The following is a 26,297-nucleotide window of genomic DNA, read 5'->3' as shown; positions in this document are numbered from 1 at the left end:
AGCAGAATTTAACGTGACTCGCTGCTTCCGGCCGGTGGTATCACCAATTTCTTTTATCGTTGCTGCCATGTTACAGAGCAAAAAATGCACCAGATTGAGGCAATCTGCGCCGCAATAAGGCGTAAATCTACGATAAATTTCGCAGTTGATCACAAATCCAGAATGATATTTTGCTGATGCATAATATTTCTTAATTTCGCCCTGCAATCATCGCTCGTCGTCACTAATATTCACTTTTTATTCACTTTGCATGAATAGGTGGCTTCCGTAACTTATTGATATTTCGTTGCTGAATCTCGTTTATGCATTTTTATCTCTCGCTGGCACGAACCGTGCAATCTACATTTAAGGTGAAACGCACTCAATTAATTAACATAAAATAAACCATTTATTTACTTATCGAGGTCGCTATGTCTCAGTCAATCAGCCGTCAGAATTTTGATCAGTGGATGATGCAGGTCTACGCACCGGCACCGTTTATTCCTGTTCGCGGTGAGGGGGCCTGGCTGTGGGATCAAGAGGGGAAAGGGTATATCGATTTTGCGGGGGGGATTGCCGTAAATGCCCTTGGGCACGCGCATCCGGCGATGGTCCGCGCACTGACCGAGCAGGCGACGAAATTCTGGCATACCGGCAACGGCTATACCAATGAACCGGCGTTAAAACTGGCGAAGCAGTTGATTGATGCCACCTTTGCCGACCGCATTTTCTTCTGTAACTCTGGGGCTGAGGCCAACGAAGCGGCGCTGAAAACGGCGCGTAAATTTGCCCACGACCGCTTCGGCGCGCATAAAAGCGGCATTGTGGCGTTCAAAAATGCGTTTCATGGCCGCACGTTGTTTACCGTTACCGCTGGCGGCCAGCCCGCTTATTCGCAGGACTTCGCGCCGCTGCCGCCGGACGTGCGCCACGGGGTATATAACGACCTGGAATCCGCGCGCATGCTGATTGATGACAGCACCTGCGCGGTGATTGTAGAGCCTATCCAGGGTGAAGGCGGGGTGCTCCCGGCGACCCTCGAATTTTTACGCGAGCTGCGCGAGCTGTGCGACCGTCACCATGCGGTGCTGATTTTTGATGAAGTGCAAACCGGCGTTGGCCGTACCGGCGAGCTATACGCCTACATGCACTATGGCATCACGCCGGATCTGCTCACCACCGCGAAAGCGCTGGGCGGTGGCTTCCCGATTGGCGCGCTGCTGGCGCGTGAAGAGGTGGCGAGCGTTATGACCGTCGGCACCCACGGCACTACCTACGGCGGCAACCCGCTGGCCTGCGCGGTAGCGGGTGAGGTGCTTTCTATTATCAATACGCCTGCGGTGCTGGGCGGCGTCAAACAGCGTGAACAGTGGTTTAAAGAGCGCTTACAGGCCATTAATGCCCAGTATGGATTGTTCAAAGAGATCCGCGGCATCGGTCTGCTTATTGGCTGCGCATTGCGTGACGAATACGCCGGAAAAGCCAAGCAGATTAGCCTGCTGGCTGCCGAAGAGGGGCTGATGGTGCTGATTGCTGGCGCCAGCGTGGTGCGTTTTGCCCCAGCGCTTATCGTCCATGAAGAGGACGTGACGCTCGGTCTGAACCGTTTCGCCGCGGCCTGTGAACGTTTTGTCACGGGAGAATCATCATGATGGTAATCCGCCCTATCGGCAGCGGCGATCTGCCTGGTCTGCTAAAACTCGCCGGAAAAACGGGCGGCGGACTGACCTCGCTACCGCAGGATGAAACCACACTAGGGGCACGCATTGCCCGCTCGCAGGACACCTGGCAGGGTACGCTGCCGCGCGGCGACCAGGGCTATGTGTTTGTGCTGGAAGATACCCGCAGCGGTGATGTGGTGGGGGTATGCGCCATTGAGGTGGCCGTCGGCATTAACGACCCCTGGTATAACTACCGGGTAGGAACGTTGGTGCATGCGTCAAAAGAGCTGAACGTCTATAACGCGCTGCCGACGTTGTTTCTGACTAACGACCACACCGGCAGCAGCGAGCTGTGCTCACTGTTTCTCGACCCGGAATGGCGCAAAGAGAGCAACGGGCACCTGCTGTCGTCCTCACGCTTTCTGTTTATGGCCGCTTTTCGCGACCGCTTTAACCATAAGGTGGTGGCGGAGATGCGCGGCGTCATTGACGACCACGGCTATTCGCCGTTCTGGGAAAGCCTCGGTAAGCGCTTTTTCTCGATGGAGTTTGCCCGCGCGGATTACCTCTGCGGCACCGGACAGAAAGCCTTTATTGCCGAACTGATGCCGAAACACCCGATCTACACCGACTTTCTCAGCGAAGAGGCGCGGGCGGTGATTGGTCAAGTGCATCCGCAAACCGCGCCGGCACGTGCGGTACTGGAAAAAGAGGGCTTCCGCTATCGTGATTATGTCGATATTTTCGACGGAGGCCCGACGCTGGAGTGTGATATTGACCGCGTGCGTGCGGTGCGCAAAAGCCGCCTGGTCACGGTGGTTGCGGGTGAACCGGCAGGAGCGGAACTGCCGCTCTGCGTGGTGGCAAACGAACAGTATCAGCACTATCGCGCCATGCTGGTGCACGCTGACCCGCAGGCGGATGTCCTGACATTAAACGCTGAGCAGTCCGATGCCCTGAACTGCCACCCTGGCGACGCCGTTCGCCTGGTGCGCCTGTGCCCTGAGGAGAAAAAATAATGAGCCTATGGATTAATGGACAGTGGTTGAAAGGCCATGGCGCGGTGCGTCAGAGCGTAAACCCGGTCACCGCGGAGGCGGTGTGGCGAGGCAACGACGCGGACCCCGCCCAGGTGGAACAGTCGGTCGCGGCGGCACGCTCGGCCTTTCCCGCGTGGGCTCGTCTGCCGTTAGGTGAACGCCAGAGGATAGTCGAAGCGTTTGCCGGGCTGCTGGAGGTGAATAAAACGTTGCTCGCAGAAACGATTGCCCGTGAAACCGGCAAGCCGCGCTGGGAAGCGGCAACGGAAGTGACGGCGATGATCAATAAAATCGCCATCTCCATCAAGTCTTATCATAACCGTACCGGAGAGAGCCACACCGAAATGGCGGATGGCGCGGCGTCGTTGCGTCACCGTCCGCACGGGGTGCTGGCGGTTTTCGGCCCTTACAACTTTCCCGGGCATCTGCCGAACGGTCATATCGTTCCGGCGCTGCTGGCGGGCAACACGCTGGTCTTTAAGCCCAGCGAACTGACGCCAGAATGCGGCGAGGCGGTGGTGAAACTGTGGGAGCAAGCCGGGCTGCCTGCGGGCGTGCTGAACCTTATCCAGGGCGGGCGAGAAACCGGCGAAGCGCTGAGCGGGCAATCAGGCCTGGACGGCGTGCTTTTTACCGGCAGTTCAGCGACCGGTTTCCACCTGCACCGCCAGCTTGCCGGGCAACCGCAAAAAATGCTCGCGCTGGAGATGGGCGGTAACAACCCGCTGATTGTTGACGATATTGATGATATCGATGCGGCGGTGCACCTCACCATTCAGTCGGCGTTTGTTACCGCCGGGCAGCGCTGCACCTGCGCCCGTCGACTGCTGGTGAAACGCGGTGCTACGGGGGATGCCTTCCTGCAACGTTTAGTCGATGTGGCTGGACGTATCGTACCGGGGGCATGGAATGCAGAACCACAGCCGTTTATTGGCGGGCTCATTTCGCCTTTGGCCGCCGAGCGTGTTTATCAGGCCTGGCAGATACAGGTGGAAAAAGGCGGAAAAACGCTGCTGGCGCCCCGCTTAATCCAACCGGGTACCTCACTGCTGACGCCAGGGATTATTGAACTGAGCGCAGCGCGTGATATTGCCGATGAAGAGGTGTTTGGGCCGCTGCTGGGCGTATGGCGCTATGATGATTTTGACGAGGCGATTGCCCTTGCCAACGCTACCCGTTATGGCCTTTCCTGCGGTTTGGTCTCGCCAGACCGCGAGAAATTTGAACGTCTTCTGTTGGAGGCGCGCGCTGGGATAGTCAACTGGAATAAACCGTTAACTGGTGCAGCGAGTACTGCGCCGTTTGGCGGCACCGGTGCTTCCGGTAACCATCGCCCCGGCGCGTGGTATGCCGCAGATTATTGCGCCTGGCCGATGGCAAGCCTTGAGTCAGCGACGCTGACCCTGCCAACGGCACTCAACCCTGGGCTCGATTTTCACCACGAGGTGAAATCATGAACGCCTGGGAAGTGAACTTCGACGGGCTGCCGGGGTTGACGCACCACTACGCCGGGCTGTCGTTTGGCAATGAAGCGTCGGCGAAACACCAGTATCAGGTCTCTAACCCGCAGCGAGCGGCGAAGCAGGGGCTGTTAAAGATGAAGGCGCTGGCGGACGCGGGATTTGCGCAAGGCGTGATCCCGCCGCAGGAGCGGCCAAACGTAGCGCTTCTGCGCCAGCTGGGGTTTAGCGGGCGTGATGAGCAGGTTATCGCCAAAGCCGCGGCGCAGGCACCCGAATTGCTGAGCACCGCCAGTTCGGCATCGGCGATGTGGGTTGCCAATGCCGCGACGGTCTGCCCCTCAGCCGATGCGCTGGACGGGAAAGTGCATTTCACGGTGGCCAATCTCAGCAGCCTGCTGCATCGCGCCAGTGAAGCGCCAACGACGCAGGCCATTCTCGAGGGTATTTTTGCTAACCGGGATCATTTTGCCGTACACCAGGCGCTGCCGTCCGTTGCAGCCTTCGGTGATGAAGGTGCTGCGAACCATAACCGTCTGGGGCGTGATTATGGCCAGCCGGGCGTACAGCTCTTTATCTATGGCCGTGATGCTGTCGGTGCTGCACAGCCACAGCGCTATCCCGCACGGCAAACGCGTGCGGCAAGCGAAGCGGTGGCGCGGCTCAATCAGCTCAACCCAAATCAGGCGATTTTCGCCCAGCAAAACCCCCAGGTGATTGACCGGGGCGTATTCCATAATGATGTGATTGCGGTCAGTAACCGACAGGTGCTGTTTTGCCACGCCGAGGCGTTTGTGAACCAGCCCGCGCTGATGTCTCAACTGACGCAAAAAATACCGGGATTTATGCCCATTGAAGTTCCCACCTCTCGTGTCTCGGTGGATGATGCGGTATCAACCTATCTGTTTAACAGTCAGCTATTGAGCAAATCTGACGGCAGCATGATGCTGGTGCTGCCGGGCGAGGCGCAGGAACACCCGCGAGTGTGGCGTTATCTGAATGATTTACTGACACAGGATAACCCCATTGATGAACTGCGCGTGTTCGACCTGCGTGAAAGTATGGCTAACGGTGGTGGACCGGCCTGTTTGCGCCTGCGGGTTGTGCTGACGGATGAAGAACGCCGGGCGGTGAATCCTGCGGTGATGATGAATGACACGTTGTTTGCCACGCTGAATGATTGGGTGGATTGCTATTACCGCGATCGTCTGACCCAGGCCGACCTGGCTGACCCTCAGTTGTTACAGGAAGGGCGCGAGGCGCTTGACCGCTTAACGCAAATATTGCGACTGGGTTCGCTTTATCCATTCCAGCGCTAAGAAGGTGATATGAAACATTTTCTGGCCCTTACGCTCGCGGGAAGAATGCCGGCAGAACCGGAAGGCGATACCGACTACTTTCACTGGGAATGGCGTGAAGCAGGGGTGTTGCAGCTCACGCCGCATGAGCCCTGCTCGCAGGCGCTGGTTCTGTCGGCGGGCATACACGGTAATGAAACCGCACCGGTCGAGATAGTCGATTATCTGCTGCATGCGCTGATAAAAGGGGAGCTCAAGCTGCGCTGGCATCTGCTGGTGGTACTGGGAAATCCTCCGGCGCTGCGCGATAACAAGCGTTACGTGCATAGCGATATGAATCGCATGTTCGGTGCCCGCTGGCGGCATTTCCCCGTCAGCGATGAAACTATCCGCGCTGCAAGCCTTGAACAGACGGTGACGGCGTTCTACCAGCGCTGTCCGGCGGAAGTGCGCTGGCATCTGGATTTGCATACCGCCATTCGTGGCTCTCATCACCCGCGGTTTGGCGTTTTACCCGCGAGGGAGACGCCGTGGGACCCACAGTTTCTTCGCTGGCTAGGCTCGGCCGGTATGCAGGCGCTGGTATTCCATCAGTCACCCGGCGGTACCTTTACTCACTTCAGCAGCGAGTACTTTGGTGCGCTCGCCTGTACGCTAGAGCTCGGGAAGGCAAAACCGTTTGGTCAAAATGATTTGAGCCAGTTCGCGCTGGCGACGCGACAGCTCAGGCTTCTGTTGGCCGGAGAATGGGGGGGAGGATCATCAGCCGTACCGCTCTATTACCGTGTGGTGCAGCAGATAACCCGACGCAGCGCCGATTTCCGACTCTATATGTCGGCACAGACGTTGAACTTCACCCCTTTTGCTAAAGGCACGCTGTTGGCTGAAGATGGAGAAACCCGTTACGTAGTGGCATCGCCGTGCGAATATGTCCTGTTTCCAAACCCAGAGGTAGCATTGGGGTTACGGGCAGGATTAATGCTGGAACGCTGCCCGCCGCAGGATTAATTACACGAGCCGCGCGAACCTTCGCTGCGGCTTTTGATTTTTAGTGCCACACTTTATTGCAGATAATTCTTAGTATTTTGCTTTATTATTAATCTTGCCTGCTTTATACTTCTTCAAAATCTCTTCTTAATCAGTGTGTTGAATATTTTCGTTGCAACTCTCCATAGTTTTTCCTTAATTTCCTCATAATTGGCGCGAAATCGTTTTTTACACTTTCATTGTTTTACGCACGCTCTGATTAATTGACGATAAACCCCGTAAAGTTAATCTCGTCAACACGGCGATGCGCCGTCAGAATAACTGAAAAGTAAGGATTCGATGATGAAAAAATTAACTGCTCTGTTTGTTGCCTCTACGCTGGCTCTGGGCGCGGCTAACCTGGCTCACGCTGCGGACACCACCTCTACGACCACCACCGACGCGGCACAGCCGAACGGTACGACAATGCATCATCACAAAGGTAAAATGGGCCCACGTCATGACATGATGTTCCAGGGGCTGAACCTGACCGATGCTCAGAAACAGCAGATTCGCGACATTATGAAAGATAGTCGCCAGAATATGAAACGTCCGCCACAGGAAGAGATGCGCGAGATGCATAACCTGATTGCGAGCGATAGCTTCGACAAAGCGAAAGCAGAAGCGCAAATCAGCAAAATGGAAGCGCAGCATAAAGACATGATGCTGTCTCGTCTGGAAACCCAGAACAAGATCTACAACATCTTAACGCCGGATCAGAAAAAGCAGTTTAATGCCAATTTTGAGAAGCGTCTGACAGAACACAAAGCGCATGAAGGTAAAATGCCTCCTGCGCCAGCTGAATAATACCTTCAGCGTACTGTCTTAAGACCGCCGGAGTTGCCCATAAACGCCATCAGGCTATGGGCAGCTCCGGCGGTTTTTTATTACCGATAAATCAATAGATTACTTCTTCCAGAAATCGTCGAACACCGTAATCGGCGTGCGGCGTTTGTGCTCGGTTTTCAGATACCAGCCTTCGATGGTTTTGGCGATTTCCGCGGGCAGCGTTTTGCCTTCCAGATAATCATCAATGTTGTCGTAGGTGACACCCAGCGCGGCTTCATCTGGCAGAGAAGGGCGGTCGTCTTCAAGGTCAGCGGTTGGCGCTTTCTTATAAAGATGCTCCGGGCAGCCCAGTTCGGCCAGCAATTGTTTACCCTGGCGCTTGTTGAGGCGGAAAATCGGGTTGATGTCGGTGCCGCCGTCGCCGTACTTGGTGAAGAAACCGGTAATGGCTTCAGCCGCATGGTCTGTACCAACCACCACACCGCTGGTCATCCCGGCGATGCTGTACTGGGCTTTCATACGCTCACGAGCTTTTTCATTACCGCGAACAAAGTCGCTGAGTTCAATACCGGCCTCGCGCAGCGCCTGTTCGCTGGCCAGCACTGCACCTTTAATGTTTACGGTCAGCACGCGATCTGGCTGAATAAAGGTAATAGCATCCTGGCAATCTTGTTCATCGGCCTGCACGCCGTAAGGCAGACGCACGGCGATAAACTGCAGCGCGCTGTCGCCGGTTTCGCCACGCAGTTCATTAATCGCCTGCTGGCACAGTTTCCCGGTGAGGGTCGAATCCTGGCCGCCGCTAATCCCCAGTACTAATGATTTGATAAACGGATAGGTTTTCAGATAAGCCTTAAGAAAATCCACGCTGCGGCGGATCTCTTCTTTTGCGTCAATCTGTGGTTTTGCGCCGAGCGCCTGAATAATGTCTTGTTGTAATGCCATTTACCCCTCCGGAATGTGTGTGCCAGCCTGAAAATCGCGTGTCGTTGGCCCATCAGAACAATGTGTTAAAACTACCTCTTTGACGGTAAAACGACAAGGATCACAGTTTTGACTGCTGGATATTAGCCCGATTTACCGTAGGTTACGGTAATCAATTCGCTGCCTAAGTTGATAAATAGCAATATTTATTCCAGGCTTAATGAACACCAACAAAAAGGAGAGGGAAGATGAACAAGAATGTAGCAGGGCTTCTGGGTGCAGCAGCGGTATTGACCATGCTGGCAGGCTGTACCGCCTACGACCGTACGAAAGATCAATTCACTCAACCGGTAGTAAAAGATGTTAAAAAAGGGATGAGCCGCTCCCAGGTGATGCAGATTGCGGGTAAACCTTCATCTGAAGTGAGCATGATCCATGCCCGAGGAACCTGCCAGACCTACATTCTGGGTCAAAGAGATGGTAAAACAGAAACCTACTTTGTGGCGCTGGATGACACCGGTCACGTCATCAACTCTGGCTACCAGACCTGCGCCGAGTACGACACGGACCCAGCAGTTAAGAAGTGATTCTCGTGCATTTATAGGATTCATACGAAAGCCCGACCGCTGTGTCGGGCTTTTTTATGAGTCATCATGCTTATTTCTTGTCGCGAATTATTTTGAGCAAAGTGTGAAGGTAGTCAAGATAGGAGGTCAATGAGAGACAATTTTAAGGTGCTGGGAATTATCCGTACACAAATTGTTGCCGTATACTCATCCCATAAACAGAAGAAACTCATCTGTTACATACGAGGGTAGTGGGCACAAGGAACATCGCCCGATGATGACAGATTTCACAAGTTGAGGAAGCGTGAATGGAAAAGAAACATATCTATCTATTTTGTTCTGCCGGCATGTCCACTTCATTACTGGTCTCCAAAATGCGAGCTCAGGCTGAGAAATACGAAGTGCCAGTTATTATTGAAGCATTCTCCGAAGCCTTCGCTGCGGAAAAAGGTCCAGAGGCTGATGTCGTATTACTTGGCCCACAAATCGGCTATATGCTGAATGATATTAAAAAGATTCTGCCAAACAAGCCGGTTGAAGTTATTGATTCAACCCTCTACGGCAAGGTCGATGGTTTAGGTGTGTTAAAAGCAGCTGTTGCTGCAATTAAGAAGTCAGCTGCGCAGTAATTTTTGATTTATTTTCCCCGTCAAAGAGTTATTTCATAATTAATCGCCGCAATATTGATTGCGGCCTTTTAAGGGTATTTTTCTATGAGTAAAGTGATCGATTCGCTTGAAAAGGTACTCCTTCCTTTTGCTGTTAAAATAGGAAAGCAGCCTCACATCAATGCCATTAAAAACGGTTTTATTAAATTAATGCCGCTGACCCTCGCAGGGGCCATGTTCGTATTAATTAATAACGTTTTCCTGAGTTTTGGTGAGGGGTCATTCTTTTACTCAATGGGGGTCCGCCTGGATCCATCAACCATTGCGACCTTAGACAGCTTTAAAGCCATCGGCGGTAACGTTTATAACGGTACCCTAGGCATTATGTCGCTGATGGCGCCTTTCTTTATTGGCTCCGCGTTAGCAGAAGAACGCAAAGTTGACCCAATGGCAGCAGGGCTGCTGGCGGTCGCGGCCTTTATGACCGTCACCCCATACAGCGTCGGCGATGCTTATGCCGTCGGTGCAAACTGGCTGGGCGGTCAAAACATTATCTCCGGTATGATTATCGGTCTGGTTGTGGCGGAACTGTTCACCTTCGTTATCCGTCGTAACTGGGTCATTACGCTGCCTGCGAGCGTACCGTCATCGGTTGCGCGTTCCTTCTCGGCGTTGATCCCGGGCTTCCTGATTCTGTCTATCTTCGGGATCATCTCCTGGATTCTGACCTCCTACGGTAGCAACTTCCACCAGATCATCATGGACTCTATCTCCAAGCCACTGGCAGCGATGGGTGGTGTGGTCGGTTGGGCGTACGTGGTGTTCAACAGCCTGCTGTGGTTCTTCGGTGTTCACGGTTCCCTGGCGCTGACCGCGCTGGATAACGGCATCATGACCCCATGGGCGCTGGAGAACATCGCGCTGTACAACCAGTACGGTTCCGTTGACGCCGCGATTGCCGCTGGCCAGCAGTTCCACTTCTGGGCGAAGCCGATGCTCGACTCCTACATCCTGCTGGGTGGTTCTGGTGCGACGCTGGGTCTGATTATCGCTATCTTCATTGCCTCCCGTCGCGCTGACCATCGTCAGGTCGCGAAGCTGGCTCTGCCATCCGGTATCTTCCAGATTAACGAACCGATTCTGTTCGGTCTGCCGATTATCATGAACCCGGTCATGTTCATCCCGTTCGTCCTGGTACAACCGATTCTGGCAGCTATCACCCTGGCGGCCTACTCAATGGGCATCATTCCTCCGGTGACTAACCTGGCACCGTGGACCATGCCAACCGGCTTAGGGGCGTTCTTCAACAGTAACGGTAGCGTTGCCGCCCTGATTGTCGCGCTGTTCAACCTCGGTGTCTCAACGCTGGTTTACCTGCCATTCGTGATGATTTCGAACAAAGCGCAGGCCACCATTGAAGAAGAAGAAAGCGAAGAAGACATCGCTGCCTCTCTGAAATTCTAATGCCAATGCGGTATGGAGCAAGCCTCCATACCGCCCTCACAAAAGGGAATAGTTATGTTTGATCTGGATAATGTTGTTGCTGAGGACGTGCAGGAAAACGATCTCGAAGAAGTGGTAATGGGCCTGATTATCAACTCAGGGCAAGCACGCAGCCTGGCGTACGCTGCGCTGAAACTGGCAAAGCAGGGTGATTTCGAAACCGCAAAAGCCACGATGGAACAGTCCCGCATTGCGCTGAGCGAAGCCCACCGCGTGCAGACTCAGCTGATTGAGAGCGATGAAGGCGAAGGCAAAATGAAGGTGAGCCTGGTGCTGGTCCATGCGCAAGATCATCTTATGACCTCAATGTTAGCACGCGAGCTGGTTGCTGAATTGATCGAACTCCACGAGAAGGTACAATAGGCTTTTCCCTATGAGGCAACCGAAGATGATCACCATGGAAATCAACACCGCCCGAGAACAACAGCTCTTTAACGGTAAAAATTTTCATGTCTTCATCTACAACAAAACGGAAAGCATCAGTGGGTTACACCAGCACGACTACTACGAGTTCACTATCGTACTGACCGGTCGCTATTATCAGGTGATAAACGGTAAGCGAGTTATGCTGGAGCGAGGAGACTTTGTCTTTATCCCTATGGGGTCGCATCACCAGAGCTTCTACGAGTTCGGTGCTACGCGAATTCTCAACGTAGGGATCAGCAAAGATTTCTTCGATACCCATTACCAATCATTGGTGCCGTTTGCGCTGGTTGCTTCGCAAGTCTATTCGATCAAAAGCACGTTTCTTAGCTACATTGAGTCGGTTATTGCCTCACTACATTTTCGCGAAACGGAATTCGATGAATTTATTGAACTGGTTTCCTTCTATGTGATTAACCGTCTACGACATCACCGGGAAGAACAGGCGCAGGATGTGACGCCACAGTGGTTAAAAACCACCGTAGAAGCCATGCACGATAAATTAAAGTTTGGTGAAGGTGCGTTGGAAAATATGGTCGCGTTATCCGGGAAAACCCAGGAATATTTAACCCGAGCCACCCAGCGCTATTATGGTAAAACGCCGATGCAGATTATCAATGATATCCGCATTAACTTTGCCAAGAAACAACTGGAAATAACCAACTACTCGGTAACCGATATTGCGTATGAGTCAGGTTACAGCAGCCCAAGTCTGTTTATTAAAACATTCAAGAAGCTGACCTCATTCACGCCAAGTAATTATCGGAAGAAACTGACAGTTATTAAATAACGCGCTACGACACGATTTCGTAGTTCTGAAACAAAGTATTTAGCTCACCGCATATTATGCGGCGGGTAAGCCACGTTTAGCTTGTGGATCTCGAGGGAGAAAAGTATGAGCCAGAAATTGAAAGTCGTTACTATTGGTGGTGGTAGCAGCTATACGCCGGAATTACTGGAAGGTTTTCTTAAGCGCTATCATGAGCTGCCGGTAACGGAACTGTGGCTGGTTGACGTCGAAGGCGGCCAGGAAAAGCTGGATATTATCCACGCGCTGTGTGAGCGCATGGTGGAAAAAGCGGGCGTGCCGATGAAGGTCTATAAGACGCTGAACCGCCGCGAAGCGCTGAAAGACGCCAACTTTGTCACCACCCAGCTGCGCGTAGGCCAGCTGAAAGCCCGTGAAAAAGACGAACGTATTCCGCTGAGCCACGGTTACCTGGGTCAGGAAACCAACGGCGCGGGCGGCCTGTTTAAAGGTCTGCGCACTATTCCGGTAATTTTCGACATCATTAAAGATGTGCAGGAAGTCTGCCCGGATGCGTGGGTTATCAACTTTACCAACCCGGCCGGGATGGTGACAGAAGCGGTTTACCGTCACACCAATTTCAAACGTTTCATCGGCGTGTGCAACATTCCAATCGGTATGAAAATGTTCTTCACCGACGTGCTGCGCCTGACCGAGAAAGATGACCTCTCCATTGATCTGTTCGGCCTGAACCATATGGTGTTCGTGCGCGATGTGCTGGTGAACGGCGAGTCTCGCTTTGCTGAACTGCTGGACGGCGTCGCCTCCGGTACGCTGTCGGCGAATACCGTTAAAAACATCTTTGATATGCCGTTCAGCGAAGGGCTGCTGCGTTCCCTGAACCTGCTGCCGTGCTCTTATCTGCTGTACTACTTCAAGCAAAAAGAGATGCTGGCGATTGAAATGGGTGAGTACTACAAAGGCGGCGCGCGCGCTCAGGTCGTACAGAAGGTTGAGAAACAGCTCTTCGAACTGTACAAAAATCCGGATCTGAACGTGAAGCCTAAAGAACTGGAACTGCGTGGTGGGGCGTACTACTCCGATGCCGCGTGCGAGGTCATCAACGCTATCTACAACGATAAGCAGACCGAACATTACGTCAACATTCCACACCACGGTCATATTGATAACATCCCGGCAGACTGGTCTATCGAAGTGACCTCCATTCTGGGCCGTGATGGTGCAAAACCGCACCCGCGCGTGACCCATTTTGATGAGAAAGTGCTGGGCCTTATCCACACCATCAAAGGTTTCGAAGTGGCGGCAAGCCAGGCGGCGCTGAGCGGTGAGTTTAACGATGTGCTGCTGGCGCTGAACTTAAGCCCGCTCATCCACTCTGATAAAGATGCAGAGGTGCTGGCGCGCGAACTGATTCTGGCGCATGAAGAATGGCTGCCGAACTTCGCTGCCACCGTGGAGAAACTGAAACAGTGACAGGAGGCATGATGGAACGTTTGTTAATCGTTAATGCCGACGATTATGGTCTGAGTAAGGGGCAGAACTACGGCATTATCGATGCCTGTAAGCATGGCCTGGTCACCTCGACCACCGCGCTGGTAAACGGCGCGGCTATCGACCACGCGGCTCGCATGAGCCGCCGTACGCCGGAACTCGCCGTGGGCATGCACTTTGTGCTGACGCTGGGCGAACCGTTGTCACCGATGCCTGGACTGACCCGCGAGGGGAAACTGGGCAAGTGGATCTGGCAGATGGCGGAAGAGGGCTCGCTGCCGATGGATGAAATAGCCCATGAGCTGGAGTGTCAGTATCGTCGCTTTATCGACCTGTTCGATGCCGAGCCGACGCATTTTGATAGTCACCACCATGTGCACATGATCCCGCAAATTTTCCCGCTGGTGGCCGAGTTTGCGAAATCGAAAGGCATTGCGCTACGTATTGACCGCACTATTCCGTATCCGTTTGAGTTACCGGAAGGGCTGCGCAGTACAGAAGGCTTTAGCAGTGAGTTTTACGGTGATGCCGTATCGGAAGCGCTGTTCCTGAAGGTGTTGGAAAGCTCAATGGCCCGTAATGAGCAGTCTCTGGAAGTGATGTGCCATCCGGCTTTTGCCGACCGGACGATTATGGGCAGCGCGTATTGCTACCCGCGTCTGGATGAGCTGGATGTGCTGACTTCTGAATCGCTGAAGTACGCGATTGCTGAACGAGGTTATCGTCTCGGGACCTACCGCGACGTGTAATACGAGTAATGTTTTACCCCCTCAACCCTTGCCCGGCAGCATTCCTGCCGGGCTTTTTTGTGTATGACGCGCTTGGGTGAATCCTGCTATCATAAGTCTTTCCTGCTTTTGCTATTACTGATTGTGAATTTAACTGCTTATGAAACCGCTCCGCCAACAAAAACGGCAGATTATCAGCTATGTACCGCGCATCGAACCCGCTCCGCCCGATCACGCTGTGAAAGTAGAAGGCTTTCGCGATGTCTGGTTATTGCGCGGCAAGTATGTGGCGTTTGTGTTGATGGGCAGCGCGTTTTGTCGCTCGCAGGCATTCTCCATTCCGGAGTCGGCCCAGCGTTGGGCTGTGCAGATGCGGCAGGAAGGGGATATCGACGCGTAACGGCGTGATCCAGATATAAAAAAACGCTGGTTTTCACCAGCGTTTTTTTTCTGAAGTAGCGATGCTCAAGTGGCATTGTAGGCCTAATAAGCGAAGCGCCATCAGGCAGAATGTTGCAGATTGCTGGATGGCGGCGATGCCTTATCCGGCCGACAAGTTAGCGGTGGGCTAACTCGGCGTCTTCTTCGCTGTTCAGCACGTCTTTGTCGGTCTGGCGTAGCCACTGGCTGGTCAGGGTACCGGCAGTCATGGAACCGCTCACGTTCAGCGCGGTACGTCCCATATCGATCAGCGGTTCAACGGAAATCAGCAGCGCAACCAGCGTCACCGGCAGACCCATAGCTGGCAGCACAATCAGTGCCGCGAAGGTCGCACCGCCGCCCACGCCAGCAACACCGGCAGAGCTCACGGTCACGATGCCAACAAGGGTCGCAATCCACACCGGATCCAGCGGATTAATGCCTACGGTTGGCGCAACCATTACCGCCAGCATTGCCGGATACAGACCAGCACAACCGTTCTGACCAATGGTCGCACCAAAGGAGGCAGAGAAGCTGGCGATAGATTCCGGCACGCCCAGACGACGGGTCTGCGCTTCCACGTTCAGCGGAATAGACGCGGCGCTGGAACGGCTGGTGAAGGCGAAGGTCAGTACCGGCCAGACTTTACGGAAATACTTCAGCGGGCTGACGCCGTTAGCACCCAGCAGGAGGCCGTGAACCACGAACATAATGATCAGACCCAGATAAGAGGCGACAACAAAGCTGCCCAGCTTGATGATGTCCTGCAGGTTAGAACCCGCAACGACTTTGGTCATCAGCGCCAGCACGCCGTAAGGCGTCAGCTGCATCACCAGGCGAACCAGCTTCATGACCCAGCCTTGCAGGGTATCGATAGCGGTCAGCACGCGTTTGCCTTTCGGCTCGTCGTCTTTCAGCAGCTTCAGCGCCGCGACGCCGAGGAATGCAGAGAAGATAACGATGCTGATAATAGACGTTGGGTTAGCACCGGTCAGGTCAGCAAACGGGTTTTTCGGTACGAAGGAGAGCAGCAGCTGCGGCACGCTCAGATCGGCGATTTTACCAACATAATTGCTCTGAATAGCGTTCAGACGCGCGGTTTCTGCCGTACCCTGAACCAGACCTTCAGCGGTCAGACCGAACAGGTTTGTGACCAGCACACCGACCAGCGCAGCAATCAGCGTGGTAAACAGCAGCGTACCGATGGTCAGGAAGCTGATTTTACCGAGCTGAGAAGCGTTATGCAGACGGGCAACGGCGCTCAGAATTGAGGCGAAGACCAGTGGCATAACGATCATTTGCAGCAGTTGCACATAGCCGTTGCCGACAATATTAAACCACTGAATAGAATCTTTCAGCACCGGGTTGTCGGAACCGTAAATCATCTGCAGCGCAAGGCCAAAGACCACGCCGATAACCAGGCCGACCAGTACTTTTTTAGCCAGACTCCACTGTTTATGACGCGTTTGCGCCAGCGCAAACAGCAGTACCACGAACACCACAACGTTCGCTATTAATGGAAAATTCATCCCCGTTCTCCTGAAGTATTATCCACGGCGTTCAGCGGCAATAAAGATTGCCGCGACGCGTGTTTTTTAGATCAAATCCGTAAAGATTTGTCTGGATGTGAGAAGGTTAACAGAAGTGTATTAGTCCGCTTATATCCAAATGGAATGGATTATACCAAAAGTGTGATTTTCGCTGGATTATTGCTCAACATGGCGACCGATAAAGCGGTTGAAGTCCGTTTGCAGCAAATTAATCATCGATGAAGACCAGCGTACTGCGCCGTTGTCCGGCAGCGACTGGGGCATAAAGACGGCATAGGCGAACAGCGCCATGCACAGCACGCGCTCTAACTGGTTGCCTTTGCGTGGAGCAAGAATAGGCAGACGAAAACGCCAGCGGCAGGGCCAGAGCAGCGGCACGCCCGCGGGAGTCAGCATGTCGGCAAGAATGTGGCTGAGATAGCCCAGCACCATGCCTTGAAGCGCATCGGCTGGCACAATCCAGCTATCGGGCACCTTCAGATAGAACAGCGTCAGCGCACCAAAAACGGCGAGCAGGCTGTGGGTGAACCCGCGGTGACCGCAAAGTCGCGCGATGGGTTTGGACAACCAGCTCAGCCGCTGCCCGAGCAGCGAGCGCGGGTGGTCGATATCCGGGAGCAGACAGGTCAATATCGCCGACGGCACAATATGCCACCAGTCCCCCTGAGCGAGAACTGGCGTGAGCTCGGCATTTTTAGCAAACACCGCGCAGGCGATGGAAAAGAGCAGATGACCTTCCGCCGTCATGATAAAACCCATTGTTCTGTAAATTCATACAGTATAGGGTTTTTATACAGTAGGCGGAAGAGGTTACAGTGTAACTCTTTGTCAAAAAATTAACGCGCCAGCCAGCCACCGTCGACGGCAACAGTGTAGCCATTGATATAGTCGGAGGCGGATGAGGCGAGGAAGACCACCGGGCCTTTCAGATCGTCTGGTGAACCCCAGCGGCCTGCCGGAATACGGTCAAGGATTTCTTTGCTGCGCTCGGCGTCTTCGCGCAGCTGTTGGGTATTGTTGGTGGCCATATACCCTGGCGCGATCGCGTTAACGTTAATCCGGTGCTGCGCCCATTCATTCGCCAGCAGGCGGGTGATACCGAGAACGCCGCTTTTTGAGGCGGTGTAGGATGGCACACGAATGCCGCCCTGGAAAGAGAGCATCGAGGCAATGTTAATAATTTTTCCGCCATCACCTTGCTTCAGGAACTGCTTTGCAACGGCCTGTGAGAGAAAGAACACCGATTTGATGTTCAGGTTCATTACCTCGTCCCAATTCTTTTCACTAAAGGTGAGCGCATCTTCCCGGCGGATAGTCCCGGCATTGTTGACCAGAATATCAATTCTACCCGCAGCGGCAACGGCCGCAGGCACAATATCAGCGATGCTTTCGGCCTGGCTCAGGTCGGCTTGGATCGCGTACAAACGTCGCCCCAGCGCCGCCACTTTTTCGGCGGTTTCCTGCGGCACCCGGCGGCTGACGCTCACAATATCGCACCCGGCTTCGGCGAGCCCTAGCGCCATGCCTTGACCCAGACCTTTATCACACCCGGTGACGAGCGCCACTTTGCCTTGCAGATTAAAAGCGTTAAGAATCATGTCGACCCCTGTATGCGGTTTTTATCGTTATGAGATGACCTACAGGCGAAAGCATAGAAGGGCGTAGTCGAAAATTCAAATAAAAATAAAACAGCGTTTCATTTTTATGAGGTGGTTATCATTTGCGGGCATAATTTATGCCCGCATAACCATTACCCAAGAAGATTTTCGCGGGTGAGAGATTCAAGAGAAAGCAGTTTGACATCGGCCAGGCTGAAACGCGGATCGAGCTGGCTTTCAGCCGCGGGAACCACAATGGCGCGCATGCGTGCGGCTTTGCTGGCAATCATCCCGTTGACCGAATCTTCCAGCGCCACACAGTTGAGTGGGCTGACGCCAAGCTGTGATGCACAGTTTAGGTAGACCTGCGGGTGCGGTTTGCTGTAATCCAGTTTATCGGCGGAAGCCAGCGCATCGAACTGGTCACGCAGGTCAAACATGGTCAGCACTTTTTCCAGCATATACAGCGGCGATGCGGAGGCGAGGCCGACCTTCAGCCCCTGGGCTTTGCAAAGGGCTACGGCTTCACGTACGCCAGGCAGCAGTGGTCGCGTCGCTTCAACGAGGGCGATAACGCGGCTGATAATGCGCTCAACGACGGTCGCGCGATCCGGCCCCGTCCATGGTTGTTGTCCGTACCAAAGGTCCACAACCAGATCGATACGCAAACCGCGGGTATCCGGAAGCTCATGACGACGGGTGAAGTCTACCCCCAGCTCGCTCAGGACTTCGTGTTCACCACGGTCCCACAGCGGTTCTGAATCGATCAATAAGCCATCCATATCGAAAATCGCGGCACGTATTTGACGCTCGGTGGACATAACTACCTCTCCTTTAGGGTATCGAGTTCAGCAATGGTATATCATATCGCGCGTAAAGTCGGGCGAAAGTCACCTTCAGCAGGTAGACTCAATAAGCACTTAGCCCGAGCGTGAAGCGTCTTAACAAGGGGAACCCATGACGTATCAACAAGCTGGACGCATTGCCATCCTGAAGCGTATCGCCGGGTGGGTGATTTTTATTCCTGCCGTGATTTCAACGCTGATTTCCGTACTCAAATTTATGTACGAGCACAGCGCTAAACAGCCGGGAATTGATGCTGTCATGATGGACTTCGTGCACGTGATGGTCGAAATGATGCGTTTCAATACGCCATTCTTAAATGTCTTTTGGTACAACTCACCGCAGCCGGATTTCCATAACGGCCTGAATATTATGTTCTGGATTATCTATTCGCTGATCTTTGTGGCGCTGGCGATGCAGGATTCCGGCGCACGAATGTCGCGTCAGGCGAAGTATTTGCGTGAAGGGGTGAACGATCAGCTTATTCTTGAGAAAGCGAAAGGGGCGGAAGGGCTGAGCCGTGAAGCGCTGGAAGCACGAGTCGAGGTGCCGCGTCACACGATTCTGGTACAGTTTTTCCCGCTCTATATTTTGCCGATTATCATCATCGTGATTGGCTACTTTGTTTTGAAGGTGCTGGGTTTTCTTTAATGCGCGCCATCTGGCCTACAAACAACAAGCCCGGCAATTGCCGGGCTTGTTGTTTTATGCGGTTGGGATAGCGCGAGGCTTACCTTGCGGATCAACCGCGACGTAGATAAACAGCGCCTCGGTGGCCTTGTAGCGCTGGCCAATCGGCTCCGACGACACTTTCTTCACCCACACTTCTATGTTGATAGTGACTGACGTATTGCCGCGTTTCACGCAGCGCGCGTAGCAGCACACTACATCACCCACCGCAACCGGGCGCAGGAAGGTCATACCATCCACGCGAACGGTCACTACACGGCCATGGGCGACCTCTTTTGCCATAATGGCGCCGCCAATATCCATTTGCGACATTAACCAACCGCCGAAAATATCACCGTTGGCATTGGTATCCGCAGGCATAGCTAACGTGCGTAATACCAGCTCACCCTGAGGCGCGTCATTTTGTTGAGTCATGGTTCTTCTCTGTACTTACTTATGGTCGTCTTGCGGCATATGACGATAGATGTAAACGCCGCTCAGCACGGTGAACACCAGCGTCAGAGCGGTTAAGCCAAACACCTTAAAGTTTACCCAGATTTCCTGCGGCAACCAGAAGGCGATGTAGATGTTGGCCACGCCGCATAAGATAAAGAACACCGCCCAGGCCAGATTCAGTCGTGACCACACGGTTTCCGGCAGGGTGAGTTCTTTACCCAGCATGCGCTGGATAAGCGGCTTTTTCATCACCCACTGGCTCACCAGCAGGGCGCCAGCGAAGAGGGCGTAAATCACCGTCACCTTCCATTTAATAAACTCATCGTTATGGAAGAAGATAGTCAGACCGCCAAACACCGCCACCAGAATAAAGGTGATCAGCGCCATTTTTTCAACTTTGCGGTAGCGCACCCAGCTGTAAATCAACACCACCGCAGTGGCGACGATCAGCGCGCTGGTGGCCGCATAGATGTCATAAATCTTATAGAAGGCAAAGAAGACAACCAGCGGTAAGAAATCCAGAAACTGCTTCATACTTCGATTCCGTAGTTCAGCGCTGCCCACCGATGGGCAGCATCAGTTTATTGACGAATTAGCATATACACGCGGAATAAATAGATCAGCAACAAAGCCGAAACGAGGTTGCTAAGGGTATTGACCACCACGGCGCCGATATAAGGGGTGAGCACGGCAAAGCTGGATGCCAGAAGCAGCAGCAGCGTTTTCGCCAGCATCCAGCCGATAACCGCTGGCGCGATAAGGCGCATATTCGCCCAGCCGAGACGCGTACTGACGCGCACGGCGGAGAACACGCCAAGTTTATCCTGCACCATGATGATCGGCGCAAACGCCAGCACGAGAGCCAGCAGAATACCCGGGACGATGATCAGCATCATGCCCATCTGGATCAGGAAGGTGCTGATGAAGATAAGCACGAACAGCTTAGGTAGCACCGGCGCACTTGCGCCGATAGCGCGTAGAGCGCTAACGCGATGACCGGCAGAAATAAGCTGGATCAGCAGCAGAATTCCGCCTGCGAGAACCGCGTTACCAATCAGCCCGGAGAACGTCGAAGCCGCAGAAGAGCGCAGCAGAACCTGCTGCTGTTCCGGGGTCATGTTCTGAACCAGATCAAACAGGCCGGTGCTGCCCGCCAGATTATCCCCGACGGTCAGCGTCGCGAGCTGTTCATCGCTGGGGGAAAAGGCATGGCCAAGCACTACGGTGATAAATGCACAGAGCAAGGCAATCAGTAAAATGGTGACGAACTGATTACGGAAAAAATTACCCGTGTCACGGTATACAGACTGCGCCGTGATAGACATGCACTCTCCTTGAGTATTGCAGGTGTTAATTAGCCGGCAATTGTACCGCAAATCGCGCGACCGTAGCACTCTCTACGCGGGTTGCGCTAAGTATATCTTTGTAAAGAGAATCTCACATCGCCAGAGTGCGCCGAGAAATGCCGGTCAATGGCACCCTGCGTGAGAAAGTCAAGGAATTGATGTGGGTGCTAATACGCCAATTGATTGTAAAGGCAAAAATTAATCTGGATCAATAAATGTTAAATCTAATGACTTTGTGTGATCTGTGACGGATCAAAAGTAACTCGTTATGGGTATATTTGCCGCGCTTGAAAAACCATAATGAGGAAGTGGATATGAAAAAGTTAGCAGTGGTTGCATTAGTGTTGAGTACCTTTTCCGGCAGCGTCTGGGCGCACGAAGCGGGTGAATTCTTCATCCGTGCAGGTTCGGCAACCGTCAGGCCAACGGAAGGTTCTGATAACGTTTTAGGCAGCCTCGGTAGCTTTAACGTCAGCAACAATACGCAGCTCGGCCTGACCTTTACCTACATGGCCACGGACAACATCGGTATTGAGTTGCTGGCCGCTACACCGTTCCGCCACAAGGTGGGAACCGGGCCAACCGGGAATATCGCCACCGTCCATCAACTTCCGCCAACGCTGATGGCGCAGTGGTACTTTGGCGATGCGCAGAGCAAGGTACGCCCGTATATCGGTGCGGGCATCAACTACACCACCTTCTTTGATAACGACTTTAACGATACCGGTAAAAAGGCTGGGCTTTCTGACCTGAGTCTCGACGATTCCTGGGGAGCGGCAGGGCAGGTCGGGTTGGATTATCTGATTAACCGTGACTGGCTGTTGAATATGTCGGTCTGGTACATGGATATCGATACCAACGTGAAGTTTAAGGCTGGTGGTGTGAATCAGAGTGTCAGTACCAGACTGGATCCGTGGGTGTTTATGTTCTCAGCCGGTTACCGCTTCTGATTTCCTCTGCAAACCCCTTCTGCAAAACTGGTCATTAAATGACCAGTTTCTTCCACTCTTTCCCGCGTGAATCGTTGTAACGATCCGTTATGGTTTTGCTCGAATGACCGAGCACCTGGGTATCAATCCCCTGAGTTCTGTACAGACGTTCCAAAAGGGATCTCTGTTCATGAAAGCTTGGTGGCGTTCCGTTTTCTTCCCGGTTGTATTCCACTTCATCTCTTGCTTTGCTAAATGCTACGGTGAGTGTTCCAGGCATTACCTTATGGGGATTACTGGGACATCAAACGAACTCTGGAGTATTGACCGGTTACGCACGAACTGCCTTCGTAATGCGCAAAGGCGCTGAATCAGTTTCATCATACTAGCAGGAATATTAATCCTTCTTATTCACACATAATGCAAAGGGCGACTGCGGATTACCCAGTAACCAGGCATTGCTTAATGGGTTTAACCGTAATTGTCGCTCAGTCCCCTCGGGAACAAAGAAGAAACTATTTTTCACGATCTCGTCATGGGCATTATCCCTGAGTGTTTTTATATAGCTCATGTTTCTGACGGTTATTTCACCGGGAGTCTTAACACTATAATCAAACTGGATATTGCGGGCGATGGTCTGCCTGCCAGTCGGTGTGTCAATGTAACCAGACAGTACAACCAGCCCTTCGTAGTCCTTGTCTAACCTGAATGTCATTTCCAGACTGGAAACATAATTAGGGCTGGCATGGTCATAATGCAGGATAGTGGAGCAATTTATTTTTATGCCCGGCTGCTGAGATTTTTTATGCCAGAGCAAACCTGCCGCTGTTATCATCAGTAGCGTCACGGTCGTCACTAGCGCTCCTTTCTTAAGGCTTACGTGCATAACCACTCCAGTAATAATTTAAGCACGAGATATATTTATTGTCTTTTAACGTACACCGACTGATGAATGCTCTTCCTTCACGACCGTAAAGGTACGATTCGGAAACCTGATACAAAAATGAAGTACCGTGCAGGCACGCAATGCCTTCCTGATTGGCAAGATCGAGAAAGAGCAATTTTTTATGCTCTGCAAGCGCGGTCGAATTATTCTGCGTGGTGTAAACAGGGCAGTCACCGTAGTTGAAAAGAAGGTATGTCGGGATGTCTTTTTTGGGCACCTGAACATTTTCCTGGTGCAAAAATTCTGCAGGCAGGAAATAAGAGCAAATAGCGATGATACCCGCGATTATCAGGGGATAAATTAAGACATGGCGGGAAGGGGGGCTGTCATCATTTTTTTCTGGCGCGGCAATATCAATGCTGGTATCGATATTGGTATCAGGCTGACTATTCAGTGGCTTTTGCGAAAGGACCTGTACATCTATCCCCCCCTCAAACATAAAACCTATTCTGGGGATAGTGGTAATACACTCGGTTGTGACACCAAAGTTTCTGAATTGTTTTCTGAGCTCAGAAATGTATTTATTCAATGTGTGACCTGAAGATCGCAAACCATGCAAATCCCAGACATTCTCCAGCAACCCATCGCGTGTCACAACTTGCCCGCGATGTTCAAGAAGATAGGAAAGCAATCTGTTCATGATAACGGTCAGGACAATGAGCGAGCTCTCATCATCCTGTAGCCACATCGCCCCATCCTCAGGGCGATACTTGATCCGCATATCAATCAAATAAACCATTTCCGACTCTCCGTGCCTCATGGTGAAAAGGTCGTCTGAAGACGTAAACCTCTGATCCTACTGCCCGTGCCAACTGGTTTCCAATGATATCACACTCCCCACCACGCCTCCTTTTTGCTTACGGAATAATGATTTGTAACTAAGATTGTTATTAGTTTATTCGTCTGTAATTTGACATATTCACGATACATATTGTTATCAAACTATGGGCTTAGATACCATGACCTCCAGAAAATGAAGTCACAGGAATACACAAGCATTCGGGCTTCACAGAACTAATCATTCGGGCGGAACGGCCACTGCGACCACGAGAGAATAAGGAGCTAGCAGAAATGAAAAACATCAAGATACTGATGAAAATTGAACGTCTGTTCAGTTCCTGGCATGCCGCTGTCAGAAACAGGATTGTTGCAGCCCAACTGAACGAGGCTGAATTCATACCCTATATACAGCCTATCTACCGATCTGATGAGCTGATTGGTGGAGAGGTTCTGCTGAGAATAAAAAAGAAAGGGGTCCTGTATACCCCGGAAAGCTACATTTCATTAATAGAGTCCAGTGAGGCTATTAACGACGTCACCTGTGAGTTGCTTAAGAGCGTGAAGAGTCACTTCGCGCCTTATATGGATTTTTTACCAGAAGGATTTTATTTATCATTCAATATCTGCACAAAACAGCTCAGATCACCGCGAGTCACTGAGGCTGTTATCGACTTTAATGATTTTTTCGCGGGTAAGGCTGGCGTTACTCTTGAAATCGTTGAACGTGGAACAATAGAGCTTGATGATTTTGCGCTTGAAACCCTGCAAGGTTTGGCCGATGCAGGCGTGCGATTTGCTATTGATGACTTCGGACATGGGAGTTCATGTCTGAAATATATCGAGCACACAGGTTTTTCAATAATCAAGATAGATAAATGCCTGACGGTTGCCTGTAATGGTGCGCTTGTTTACTCTGCGGTCATTGACTCAATTGTTGCTCTTTCTGCGAGTCTGAAGATTAATGTTATTGCAGAGGGCGTCGAAAATAACGAGCAACTGGAACTTTTGAAAAATAAAGGCGTGAATTTATTTCAGGGCTATCTGTTTTCAAAACCTCTAAGCATGCGAGCGTTTTGCTCACTCATTTGAATTCTTTATTTGGTTAATACGTTAAACATCAGTGATTGATGTTTTATTGGATTCAACTTATTACCCACATAATTTTTCATCACTCTGTGGTCAGTAAATAGTGAAAAACTGGTTTATTGCATCGCTGAAATAAAAGCGATTTGAGACCTTTCAATAAGCATTGCTGAAGATGCCGCAGTGCTATTGCTTTCATTTTACCGATGCAGTGAAGACTAAGGATACATGAAATATGTCAGTTAGCTTTGCCAACCCTCCAGCATTTCCGTCCTGCTCCGGGCCAGAAGGTATTCTGTTTGACTTTAATTACGGTGCGCGTGTTTATCTTCCAGAAGGTAAGTGGCATGTCGTTTTAATGGATGATGATAGCGGAAATATTCTTTTCAGCTGTGATTCTGAAGGAGGGTGGGTCACCAGTAATAAAAAATATTACGTACGTTTCCGTATCCAGGTATTTCATCAGGGAGAAGCGCAGCCGATCCTGGATGAACGGCTGGAAATGAAGGACAAGCCGGTTGTCATCTTTTTCCCGACAGGAACCCTGGGCGATATGCTCGGATGGTTCCATTACGCCGAGCGGTTTCGTCAGTTACACCGATGCCAGCTTGAATGCGTCATGGGGCAGGAAATTATTGACCTGCTCAGCGCGCAATATCCAGAAATTATCTTTTCCACAAAAGAGTCTCTCCAGACCGTTAATCCCTACGCATCCTGGTATGTCGGCCTGTTCTTTAAGGGTGAGACACAGCATCAGCCCATTGATTTCAGGAAAGTCGGGTTTCACCGCAATGCTGGTTACATCCTCGGCGTTGACCCTCGGGAATGCGCTCCGCATCTGAAACTGGATGCAGAACGAAAAATAGCTGAGCCATACGTCTGCATCGCCGCGCAGTCCACCAACCAGGCGAAATACTGGAACAACGGTTATGGCTGGGCGGAGGTGGTGGCTCACCTCAAGTCATTGGGATACCGGGTGCTGTGCATTGACCGTCATGCACATTACGGCCAGGGATTTATCTGGAATCACATCCCTCATGGCGCAGAAGACTTTACGGGCGATATTCCTCTTCAGGAGCGGGTCGACCTGTTAAAGCACGCGAGTTTCTTTATCGGTCTGGGCAGCGGGTTGTCATGGCTTGCCTGGGCGGCCGGCATTCCTGTGGTGCTTATCAGCGGATTCAGTCTCCCCATTAGTGAGTTTTACACCCCCTGGCGAGTATTCAGCAGCCATGGCTGTAACGGCTGCTGGGATGACACATCCGTTGATTTTGACCATGTGGATTTTCTGTGGTGCCCGCATCACAAGAATACCCCCAGACAGTATGAATGTACGCGACTGATAACCGGAAAACAGGTTATCGGGATGGTGGACAGTCTGCATGCTGGGTTAGTTGATAAATAAGGGACGT

General features: G+C 52.2%; 28 protein-coding genes and 1 pseudogene. 18 read left to right on the top strand and 11 right to left on the bottom strand.

The window, feature by feature from the left end; genetic code table 11:
• Positions 1-410 precede the first annotated feature (410 nt).
• The 6 genes from ACH1XZ_RS07175 (at position 411) to spy (ending at position 7,271) form a co-directional block, all read left to right on the top strand.
• On the top strand, positions 411-1,631 hold the full coding sequence (locus tag ACH1XZ_RS07175) for an aspartate aminotransferase family protein (protein WP_395594973.1): 1,221 nt from the start codon (positions 411-413) through the stop codon (positions 1,629-1,631).
• The gene (astA, locus tag ACH1XZ_RS07170; RefSeq protein ID WP_395594972.1) at positions 1,628-2,659 is read left to right on the top strand and encodes an arginine N-succinyltransferase; all 1,032 of its coding nucleotides are present in this window, start codon (positions 1,628-1,630) and stop codon (positions 2,657-2,659) included. Before ACH1XZ_RS07175 ends, astA begins: the two co-directional genes overlap by 4 nt.
• On the top strand, positions 2,659-4,137 hold the full coding sequence (gene astD, locus ACH1XZ_RS07165) for a succinylglutamate-semialdehyde dehydrogenase (RefSeq protein ID WP_395594971.1): 1,479 nt from the start codon (positions 2,659-2,661) through the stop codon (positions 4,135-4,137). The genes astA and astD overlap by 1 nt, the downstream gene beginning before the upstream one ends.
• A complete protein-coding gene (gene astB / locus ACH1XZ_RS07160; protein WP_395594970.1) occupies positions 4,134-5,459 on the top strand; it encodes an N-succinylarginine dihydrolase in 1,326 nt (441 codons plus the stop codon). The genes astD and astB overlap by 4 nt, the downstream gene beginning before the upstream one ends.
• 9 nt (positions 5,460-5,468) lie before the next feature.
• Positions 5,469-6,446, top strand: a complete 978-nt coding sequence (astE, locus tag ACH1XZ_RS07155; protein WP_395594969.1) for a succinylglutamate desuccinylase — start codon at positions 5,469-5,471, stop codon at positions 6,444-6,446.
• A gap of 318 nt (positions 6,447-6,764) precedes the next feature.
• The gene (gene spy / locus ACH1XZ_RS07150) at positions 6,765-7,271 is read left to right on the top strand and encodes an ATP-independent periplasmic protein-refolding chaperone Spy (protein WP_395594968.1); all 507 of its coding nucleotides are present in this window, start codon (positions 6,765-6,767) and stop codon (positions 7,269-7,271) included.
• A 99-nt stretch (positions 7,272-7,370) separates the two neighbouring features.
• On the opposite strand, the gene nadE is transcribed toward spy, so the two are convergent.
• A complete protein-coding gene (gene nadE, locus ACH1XZ_RS07145; RefSeq protein WP_395594967.1) occupies positions 7,371-8,198 on the bottom strand; it encodes an ammonia-dependent NAD(+) synthetase in 828 nt (275 codons plus the stop codon).
• A 227-nt stretch (positions 8,199-8,425) separates the two neighbouring features.
• Here nadE and osmE point away from each other — a divergent pair, with 227 nt between their 5' ends.
• The 8 genes from osmE (at position 8,426) to cedA (ending at position 14,665) form a co-directional block, all read left to right on the top strand.
• Positions 8,426-8,764, top strand: a complete 339-nt coding sequence (gene osmE / locus ACH1XZ_RS07140) for an osmotically-inducible lipoprotein OsmE (RefSeq protein ID WP_395594966.1) — start codon at positions 8,426-8,428, stop codon at positions 8,762-8,764.
• Between the two features lie 287 nt (positions 8,765-9,051).
• On the top strand, positions 9,052-9,372 hold the full coding sequence (locus ACH1XZ_RS07135; protein WP_035897020.1) for a PTS sugar transporter subunit IIB: 321 nt from the start codon (positions 9,052-9,054) through the stop codon (positions 9,370-9,372).
• An 84-nt stretch (positions 9,373-9,456) separates the two neighbouring features.
• Positions 9,457-10,815 (top strand): PTS N,N'-diacetylchitobiose transporter subunit IIC, encoded by a 1,359-nt coding sequence (gene chbC / locus ACH1XZ_RS07130; RefSeq protein ID WP_395594965.1) that lies wholly within the window; start codon positions 9,457-9,459, stop codon positions 10,813-10,815.
• A gap of 54 nt (positions 10,816-10,869) precedes the next feature.
• Positions 10,870-11,217, top strand: a complete 348-nt coding sequence (gene chbA / locus ACH1XZ_RS07125) for a PTS N,N'-diacetylchitobiose transporter subunit IIA (RefSeq protein ID WP_035897022.1) — start codon at positions 10,870-10,872, stop codon at positions 11,215-11,217.
• Between the two features lie 25 nt (positions 11,218-11,242).
• The gene (chbR, locus tag ACH1XZ_RS07120) at positions 11,243-12,067 is read left to right on the top strand and encodes a transcriptional regulator ChbR (RefSeq protein ID WP_395594964.1); all 825 of its coding nucleotides are present in this window, start codon (positions 11,243-11,245) and stop codon (positions 12,065-12,067) included.
• Between the two features lie 105 nt (positions 12,068-12,172).
• Complete coding sequence (locus ACH1XZ_RS07115; protein WP_395594963.1) at positions 12,173-13,519, top strand: 6-phospho-beta-glucosidase; 1,347 nt, start codon at positions 12,173-12,175, stop codon at positions 13,517-13,519.
• Between the two features lie 11 nt (positions 13,520-13,530).
• Complete coding sequence (chbG, locus tag ACH1XZ_RS07110) at positions 13,531-14,286, top strand: chitin disaccharide deacetylase (protein ID WP_395594962.1); 756 nt, start codon at positions 13,531-13,533, stop codon at positions 14,284-14,286.
• 139 nt (positions 14,287-14,425) lie between these two features.
• On the top strand, positions 14,426-14,665 hold the full coding sequence (gene cedA / locus ACH1XZ_RS07105; protein ID WP_395594961.1) for a cell division activator CedA: 240 nt from the start codon (positions 14,426-14,428) through the stop codon (positions 14,663-14,665).
• Between the two features lie 157 nt (positions 14,666-14,822).
• On the opposite strand, the gene ACH1XZ_RS07100 is transcribed toward cedA, so the two are convergent.
• The 4 genes from ACH1XZ_RS07100 to hxpB all read right to left on the bottom strand — a co-directional run bounded on the left by ACH1XZ_RS07100 (position 14,823) and on the right by hxpB (position 18,654).
• Entirely contained in the window at positions 14,823-16,214 is a 1,392-nt protein-coding gene (locus tag ACH1XZ_RS07100) for an L-cystine transporter (protein ID WP_395594960.1), read from the bottom strand.
• Between the two features lie 177 nt (positions 16,215-16,391).
• The gene (locus tag ACH1XZ_RS07095) at positions 16,392-16,982 is read right to left on the bottom strand and encodes a metal-dependent hydrolase (protein ID WP_035892990.1); all 591 of its coding nucleotides are present in this window, start codon (positions 16,980-16,982) and stop codon (positions 16,392-16,394) included.
• Positions 16,983-17,071: 89 nt separating this feature from the next.
• A complete protein-coding gene (gene kduD, locus ACH1XZ_RS07090) occupies positions 17,072-17,833 on the bottom strand; it encodes a 2-dehydro-3-deoxy-D-gluconate 5-dehydrogenase KduD (protein ID WP_395594959.1) in 762 nt (253 codons plus the stop codon).
• 152 nt (positions 17,834-17,985) lie between these two features.
• Positions 17,986-18,654, bottom strand: a complete 669-nt coding sequence (gene hxpB / locus ACH1XZ_RS07085) for a hexitol phosphatase HxpB (protein ID WP_395594958.1) — start codon at positions 18,652-18,654, stop codon at positions 17,986-17,988.
• A gap of 136 nt (positions 18,655-18,790) precedes the next feature.
• On the opposite strand from hxpB, the gene ACH1XZ_RS07080 reads away from it, so the two are divergent.
• Positions 18,791-19,327, top strand: a complete 537-nt coding sequence (locus ACH1XZ_RS07080; protein ID WP_395594957.1) for a YniB family protein — start codon at positions 18,791-18,793, stop codon at positions 19,325-19,327.
• A 54-nt stretch (positions 19,328-19,381) separates the two neighbouring features.
• Here ACH1XZ_RS07080 and yciA read toward each other — a convergent pair whose 3' ends face one another.
• The 3 genes from yciA to ACH1XZ_RS07065 are packed head-to-tail and all read right to left on the bottom strand — an operon-like array spanning position 19,382 to position 21,126.
• Positions 19,382-19,780: an acyl-CoA thioester hydrolase YciA gene (gene yciA, locus ACH1XZ_RS07075; RefSeq protein ID WP_395594956.1), complete on the bottom strand. Its 399-nt coding sequence runs from the start codon at positions 19,778-19,780 to the stop codon at positions 19,382-19,384.
• A gap of 15 nt (positions 19,781-19,795) precedes the next feature.
• Entirely contained in the window at positions 19,796-20,335 is a 540-nt protein-coding gene (locus tag ACH1XZ_RS07070) for a septation protein A (RefSeq protein ID WP_035892980.1), read from the bottom strand.
• A gap of 47 nt (positions 20,336-20,382) precedes the next feature.
• Positions 20,383-21,126, bottom strand: a complete 744-nt coding sequence (locus ACH1XZ_RS07065) for a YciC family protein (RefSeq protein ID WP_395594955.1) — start codon at positions 21,124-21,126, stop codon at positions 20,383-20,385.
• A gap of 335 nt (positions 21,127-21,461) precedes the next feature.
• Between ACH1XZ_RS07065 and ompW the strand changes: the two genes are divergently transcribed.
• A complete protein-coding gene (gene ompW, locus ACH1XZ_RS07060; protein WP_395594954.1) occupies positions 21,462-22,097 on the top strand; it encodes an outer membrane protein OmpW in 636 nt (211 codons plus the stop codon).
• Positions 22,098-22,131: 34 nt separating this feature from the next.
• Here ompW and ACH1XZ_RS07055 read toward each other — a convergent pair.
• From ACH1XZ_RS07055 to ACH1XZ_RS07045, 3 genes and pseudogenes are all read right to left on the bottom strand, one after another.
• Positions 22,132-22,359 (bottom strand): annotated as a pseudogene (locus ACH1XZ_RS07055) (site-specific integrase); the annotation flags it as partial.
• 114 nt (positions 22,360-22,473) lie between these two features.
• Positions 22,474-22,932, bottom strand: coding sequence for a hypothetical protein (locus ACH1XZ_RS07050; RefSeq protein ID WP_395594953.1), 459 nt, complete (start codon positions 22,930-22,932; stop codon positions 22,474-22,476).
• A gap of 13 nt (positions 22,933-22,945) precedes the next feature.
• Complete coding sequence (locus ACH1XZ_RS07045; RefSeq protein WP_395594952.1) at positions 22,946-23,761, bottom strand: winged helix-turn-helix domain-containing protein; 816 nt, start codon at positions 23,759-23,761, stop codon at positions 22,946-22,948.
• A 332-nt stretch (positions 23,762-24,093) separates the two neighbouring features.
• Here ACH1XZ_RS07045 and ACH1XZ_RS07040 point away from each other — a divergent pair, with 332 nt between their 5' ends.
• Both ACH1XZ_RS07040 and ACH1XZ_RS07035 read left to right on the top strand, forming a co-directional pair.
• Complete coding sequence (locus tag ACH1XZ_RS07040; protein WP_395594951.1) at positions 24,094-24,891, top strand: EAL domain-containing protein; 798 nt, start codon at positions 24,094-24,096, stop codon at positions 24,889-24,891.
• 229 nt (positions 24,892-25,120) lie between these two features.
• Positions 25,121-26,290, top strand: a complete 1,170-nt coding sequence (locus ACH1XZ_RS07035) for an autotransporter strand-loop-strand O-heptosyltransferase (RefSeq protein ID WP_395594950.1) — start codon at positions 25,121-25,123, stop codon at positions 26,288-26,290.
• Positions 26,291-26,297: the final 7 nt, after the last annotated feature.

Source organism: Kluyvera chengduensis, from assembly GCF_044197065.1.
In the GTDB taxonomy this organism is placed as follows: Bacteria; Pseudomonadota; Gammaproteobacteria; order Enterobacterales; family Enterobacteriaceae; genus Kluyvera; species Kluyvera ascorbata_C.
Note: the sequence above shows the minus strand (reverse complement) of the source record. Positions and strands in the feature narration are given on the sequence as shown.